At 61.6% G+C, this 6,986-nt stretch carries 2 protein-coding genes; both read left to right on the forward strand.

Features of this window, described 5'->3' with window-relative positions; all coding sequences use genetic code 11:
* Positions 1-242: 242 nt before the first annotated feature.
* Positions 243-4,637, forward strand: a complete 4,395-nt coding sequence (locus D0C15_RS33495) for an NACHT domain-containing protein (RefSeq protein ID WP_211323421.1) — start codon at positions 243-245, stop codon at positions 4,635-4,637.
* 976 nt (positions 4,638-5,613) lie between these two features.
* Entirely contained in the window at positions 5,614-6,900 is a 1,287-nt protein-coding gene (locus D0C15_RS33500; RefSeq protein ID WP_116052052.1) for a DUF6119 family protein, read from the forward strand.
* Positions 6,901-6,986: the final 86 nt, after the last annotated feature.

Here is a 6,986-nt window from a genome sequence, read left to right on the forward strand (position 1 = left end):
CGTCCTCGCCGGCCTGGTGGTCTTCTCCTCAGCGCTCACAACATCAGATGTCATCACTCACTGTGCCCATCCCGCCGGAACCAGTCCGGCGTGTCCGAGCCAAAGACACCGATCCTGAGACAGACCCACGTGGAGATTGTGTGGCGTTCGAGCCTATTGGAGTGGATGTAGTGAGTCCGAGGGCCGGTGGTGAGGCTGACAAGTTCGGCAACAGGTACGAAGCCGCTTGGACCGTTCGGCATGTGCTGTATGTGCTCATCGGGCGTGGTGATTCGATCACCGTCGAGGACTTCGGCGAGCTGGCGCAAGGTTCAGAATTCACCTACCACCGTGGCAGTGTGACCGAGGTTCACCAGCTCAAACGCCAGAACCGTGTGGTCAACAACTGGTCGGCGACCTCCCTGAACAAGCTCGACGTATGGTCGAGCGCTCGGCATCACGTCGAGCTCGGCCGCGAGTTTCACTTTATGTCCGCAGTGCCTGCGCGAGCGTTGAGCGAGTTATGCGACAACGCTCGCCGGTCGGCCTCGATGGGCGCGTTCACCCAGGAGTGGCTAACCAACCAAGACTTGAGGATCGCGTTTGCCGACCTGTCGACGCCGAAAATCTTCGGATCGTCGGACAAGGCGTGGCAGGTGCTGCGTGGAACCTGGATCCGCTGGCCAGACGAGTGCGACGTCATTGAGGGGAATACTGCGCTGGCTGAGTTGCTGCTCAACGGTGCCGACGGCAGACTCGCCGTGGCCGGACTGAGTGACCTCGTGATGCACAACCTCGGGGTCGAGCTGACTGCAGCCGCGATCACCGACCGCATGCCTCAGTACGGTTTGCGCCGGGCTACGGCAGTGCACAGGGCGTCCTTGCAGGAGCAGGTCAACGCCTGCACTGACCAGTGGGCGGCGGCTGTCAGCTCGGAGCTGCTGCACCCGGTGGTACCGCGGCCCGAGGCTGAGCACGTGGTGGACCTCGCTGAATCGCAGGACGACGGGCTGTTCTTCGTCATCGGTGCAGCCGGTGGAGGCAAGACCGGTGTTCTCCATCAGGCGGTCGCCGAAGCGCGTAAGCAGGACGCTGAGATCCTGGCGTTCCGCCTCGACCGGCTCGAACCCTTCGCTTCCACCACCGAACTCGGCCAGCTGTTAGGGCTAGATGCCTCGCCAGTGGCAGCACTGGCCGCGACAGCAGGCGAACGGCCCTCAATGCTGGTGATCGATCAGCTCGATGCCGTCAGTTTCGCATCAGGTCGCATGCCTCAGAACTTCGACGTCATCGCCGGGCTCATCCGGGAGGCGACGGCGTTCAATCGCATGCGGGTCGTGCTGGCGTGCCGCAAATTCGATGTCGACAACGATGAGCGGATTCGCGGCTTGAACGCGCGTGAAACTACGACAACAATCTCCGTCGGAGCGCTGACCGATGACCAGGTCGATTCCGCAGTGGAGGCCATGGGCCTTGAGGTCACGGCCCTCTCACAGCACCAGCGCACGCTGTTGCGCTCGCCGCTGCACCTGGTACTGCTGGCCACTGTCGCCAGCGAACCCAACGCCCTGGACTTCCAGTCCACTGCCCACCTGTTCGATGCCTACTGGGATCGCAAGCGACGCGCCGTCCGAAGCCGACGGCCCACTACCCGTTTCACTTCCGTGATCACGGCTCTAACTGAGGCGATCAGCCTTCGTCAACGCCTGTCGGTGCCGATGGCAGTGCTTGACCGCGACGATCTGGGCAACGACGTCGATGTCCTGGTCTCTGAGCACGTCCTGGTTCGCGACGGGAGTCAGGTCGCCTTCTTTCACGAGGCGTTCTTCGACTACGCCTTCGCACGGCGATGGGGAACGCGAGGTGAGTCGTTAGTCGAGTTCCTGACAGGGGGCGAGCAGGAACTGTTTCGACGCGCTCAGGTCCGCCAGATCATGGTGCACCTGCGTAACGGCGAGGCTGAACGATTCGTCGACGAGATCAGGGCGTTGCTACTGAGCGATCAGGTGCGCTTCCACATCAAGGATGCGGTGATCGCCGTACTCGGCGGTATTGCCGACCCGACCCGGGCCGAGAGCGAGATGGTGCTCAAGATCGCCAACAGCCATCCACCCTTCGAGTCGCGCCTGTGGGCAAGGTTCCGCACTGCCGCATGGTTCGCCAGGCTCGATGAATGTGGCCACGTCGCTGCCTGGCTAAGCGGCGACGAGAGTCAGCAGACTCGCGCGTTAGACTTGATAAGCGCGGGCGCTCGCACCGAACCCGATCGCGTGGCCGACTTGCTCGCCGACCACAAGCACGAAACGATCTTCGCGGAAGGGCTGCGCTCGGTTTCCCGTTTCGCAGACTTGGACGAGAGCCGGAAACTATTCGAGCTGACCGCGGATGCTGTGCGCTCCGGTCACTACGACGGCTACGAGCACGCGCTGTGGATATCGCTACGCCGAGCCGAGAATCTACGCCCGCAATGGTGCTTCGAACTGCTGGTGGCCTTCCTCGTGGAACGACCCGCCGCGTTCGCCTTGACCGACCGTGGCACGGTAGTGGCCCTGGCGATGCGAGATCATCACGCCGCTGAGTTGGTCAAGGGCGCAGTGGCTAACGCACCCCGTGAGTTCTGTGACGCCCTTCTACCCTACGTGCTGCGGGTCATCGTCCTTACGGCTAGCGACGAAGATCCATATGGGCTCCGTAGCGACAAGCACTTTTCCTACCGTTTGCCCGACTCCGATTCGGACACCGAACTAGAAGATGTGCTGTTCTCAGGCATCGTCGCGGCCATTCGCACGCTCGCCTCGCGAGACCCGGACGGGTTGCGGCCGACGCTCGAACGTCTCGCAGCTGAACCCTTCGACAGTTCGCAGTGGCTCCTCTACCAGGGGCTGATCGCTAACGGTGCTGCCTACGCGGAGTGGGCAGCCGAGCTGCTGCTCGAAGGGCAGCACCGGCTTCTCTCGGGCTACATGTCCAACAGTGTGTGGACCACACGCGAAGTGCTCGAGGCGATCAGTCCACATCTGAGTGACGCACTCTTTGGCCGTCTCGAAGAGGCTCTGCGTGACTTGCGCTTCCCCTGGGAACAACGGTCTCCTGCCTGGTACGCCTTCTGCATGCTTTCCGGTTTGAAGGAGTCGCGGCTGTCCGAGGCCGGGCGCCGCCGGCTCGGTGAGCTGCGCCGGGCCTGCGGCATGGAACACCCGAAAGCGCCGAAGGGTGTCACGGCCGGATTCTTGGGCTCGCCGATCGAGGAACCAGCCGCCGAACACATGAGTGACGAGAACTGGCTGCAGGCCATGAGCAAACACGCCGGAGAAGAGCACAACCGGCAAACGATGACGGGGGGCGCCAGAGAACTTTCGCATGTATTGCAGGAGCGGGCCAAGCAGGATCCCGCCCGGTTCGCCCGGCTGGCACGTCTCGTGACTGCCGACTTCAATCCAGCCTATGGCGACGCTTTGCTGATAGGTCTCGGGGAGGCGGACGTCATCTCGGACCACGAGATTGTCTTCGACGCCGTCCGGCACATCGCCTCGCTCGGACACGCCGAAAACGATCGGTGGCTGGGCTCGGCATTGCGGCCCTACCTGAAGACCACACCGCTCGACATCGTCGAGCTCATCCGGAACCGAATGCTCGCCAGCCCAGACCCGAGCGACGACGGGATCCGCATCTGGAGCGACGACAACGCCGGTCGACACGTTGGTGACATCGTGACTTCCGGTATCAATACCGCTCGAGGAGCCCTCGCCGAGGCACTAGCCAACCTGCTGGTTTACGACACCGATGGTGCTCGCACTGCCGTCGCGGTGACTGCTCTCGATCGGATCGCAGGCGATCCGTCACTAACTGTGCGGGCGTGTGCCGCTCGCCTCATCGGGAACGCGGCGGGGCACGCTGAACGCGAGGCAACCCAGGCGTTCTGGCAACTACTGGACGCGGACGACGTTCTCCTGGCGACTCCGCATGTCCGGCGCCTGCTCATCTACTACGGCAACCAGGATCCCGCCACCGTGCGCCCCGCGATTGTGCGGATGCTGTCATCAGAGGACGCACGGAGCCAGGAAGCCGGTGGTGAGCTGGCCGCATTCGCTGCGATGGAATGGGAGATTGATGATCTCCTCGCTGCGGTCGTCACTAAAGGGGGAACACACGTCCGCCGGGGCGCGGCCCGCGTGTGTGCGCACCGGCTGCCTCACACCAGCAATGTCGCCATCGGCGCGGCAACGTTGGCGCGCTTAGCCCACGACAACGACGAAGACGTTCGCAAGCAAGTCAGCGAAGTTTCCGGCGCGCTGCGCGGCGAACGCCTCCGTCCGTTCGAACCCGTCTTGAAGACACTCATGGCCTCCCCTTGCTTCGTGGATGCCATGCCTCAACTCATGATCACCCTGGAGCACGCACCGGACCGGGTCGATGACCTCGTCCTGCTGTGTGCCCAACGGTTCGTCGAAGTCCTCGGAACAGACGCCAGCAACATCAGCACTCACGCCGCTGCCGATGCAAACGAGGTCGGCCAACTGATCATCCGCGGACTCGCGCAAAGCCCATCGCCCGCCAGGCGGTCAGCTCTGCTGGATGTTCTCGATGACCTTTTGATGGTCGGGGCGTACGGTCTCGAGGAATTGGTTAATGCATCTGAACGTGACCGTGCAGCATAAAGTCCGGATCGTACAAGGAAACTAGTTGAACTGTTCTAAACATGTTCGAGTGATCTATTCGATTCTAGAGTTCCAAATGCCCGCGATCAATGACTGAGGCCGGATTTGTGAATCTCCAGCGCTGCCACTGGTTCACCCGCGTCGGAGGCCGGGCGTCCGGCGCCCGGCGAGGTAAAGAACTTGTTGCAACAAGCGCTCAAGGAGATCGAGGTGCTGGTCAAAAGCCCGCCGAGACAGACTCAAGGGCCAGTTGGATGCCTACGCGGACGAAGTGATCGGATGCTCGCAGTGCGCGAGCTGGCGTTACGGTTCAACCGAGGGGACTTCCGCTGCTACTTCTGCGAACATGCTGCCAACAGCAATACCCCGGACGACTTGACGTAGGACCACGTGGGCAACGTCTCGGATTACGAGGTCGCGCACGACGGTGCAAAGATGCCGGATCGACGACTGCCCGAACTGTGATGCGTACGCGTCAATAGTGTAGGGCGTGACATTCCTCAGGACACGGGTCCACAAAAGCAGATATTCGCGTGCTTCTCTTGTTTCGCAAACTACGAGCATGACAAGCTTGGCGAGTGCAGCATCTGCTCCAACGGGCCTTATGTGCGCACTCCAGTAGGTCAATCCCGAGAAAGAGGACGAAATCGAAGTGCGCCCCTCGTGCTGAAGCGGCGTCATCTCGCACGGTTGATCTTGACAACTTGAAGTGACGTAGTCTTGCGCTCAGGACGTATGTCCGTTCTGACGTTCGCTCACCCGCTGGGCAAACTGGGTGACCCGAGAGTCACGCCTAGGTCACGGCACTCGGCGTCGACTTCAACTCTCCGCAGCGTGTTTGAACTGCGAATTAGTCGCGAAGCGGCTCGTTGGCACTGGTCACGGTTGAGTCTCGTTGTATCGGTGGCCGTAGCAACGCTGTGCCGGTGAGCGAATTGTATGATGATCGAGCTCGGTGGCCGAGCGGAGGCATGTCATGGCGCGAAGCAGGGCGTTCTCGATCTTCTTGCTGAAAGAAGGGTTCGACTCGACCACGGCACTGAGGGAAGAAAATCGTTTGATCGAATCGGTACCGGCGAGCAATTTGCCGACCGGAGCAACGCTGTTCGTCCTGGATGGCCCAGCGAGGCCGCCGTGGTGGAAATCGTACTTCGGCGTGGAACGGGATTTGTTTCAGGCAAGCAAGGGCGCGTTAGTGTTCGTGCCAATCGCCGACCGGGTCTGCGTCCTCGCATTCGGGCACGTGTCGCACAATCTGCGCGATGAATCCTACGAGTACGACTTCGGGATCAAGGTCACCTTGAACTGTGTGGACCCGCAGAAGTTGAAGAACACCGACACGTTGGAGCCGGGCTCAGCGCGACGCCAGCGTACCCAGCACGCGATCGCGACCGACCTGACTTACTTCGACTTTGATCAGGACAGTTCAGTGTTAAAGAGCATCACCGGCAAGGTCAAGGACGAGTACACAGACGTGGTCAAGCACGCCACCGGAGCGAGCAGCCTGCGTGTGAGCACCCCGGTAGCCTCGGCGGACTTGACCGACTTGTGCGCTCGGATGCTCGATCTCTACAGGAATGAGTCCTATGTGGAGTCATTCCCGGATATTCAGAAGATCGCCCCGGTCCGCGACCCCGACCAGATCGCAGCATTGAACCACACATTGCAGCAGCAAATCCGCGCCCAAGCGGACAACGTGCACCTAGCTGTACCAGACCTGATCGACTACAGTCACGACAGCGACAGCACATACGCGATGTTTACCGGCGCTGGGCCGAGCGACCTGCACTCGGATATCGCGGTCGGGAACTACTACGAGTACCTCACGGGTAACGGCTTCGCCGTGGCGTCGTTGACGGTCGAACGGCTGAAGACACATCGGCTGCACTTGGTCAACGAGTACGGCGAGCCTCGGGACAGCCACACGGTATTCAAGTCGCTGTTGTTCGACACCAGCCTGCCCGGCAGCAAGGCCGCATTCTACCTCAACGAGGGCAACTGGTATGAGGTCGACCGCGACTACGTGGACAGGCTGCAGACTAGGCTCGAGCCGTACTGGTCGGAGCTGGCGTTCCTCGAAGAGTGCGCACAACACCTGGAAGCCGACTACAACGAGGACATTGGCAAGAAGCCCGAGTTCGTGTGCCTCGACAAGACCAACGTGAGCCGGAGAGGCCAGACGCAGATCGAACCATGTGACGTGTACACGGTGATCGACGACCTGATTTCGGCAAGCCGAATTGGCCCCGGTTCGGCATTCTGAACTGGCCCCGGCGGCTGGGTTGCGGGATCGGTCGGCATCTTGATGTGGCCCCACCTGCCGTCGTCGGGCGTGGGGCGGCACTCTGA

It is taken from the genome of Amycolatopsis palatopharyngis (assembly GCF_003385185.1).
Classification (GTDB): Bacteria; Actinomycetota; Actinomycetes; order Mycobacteriales; family Pseudonocardiaceae; genus Amycolatopsis; species Amycolatopsis palatopharyngis.

Coding starts and splice junctions, on each gene's coding strand:
- D0C15_RS33500 (WP_116052052.1), top strand. CDS start 5,614: ATGGCGCGAAGCAGGGCGTTCTCGATCTTCTTGCTGAAAGAAGGGTTC.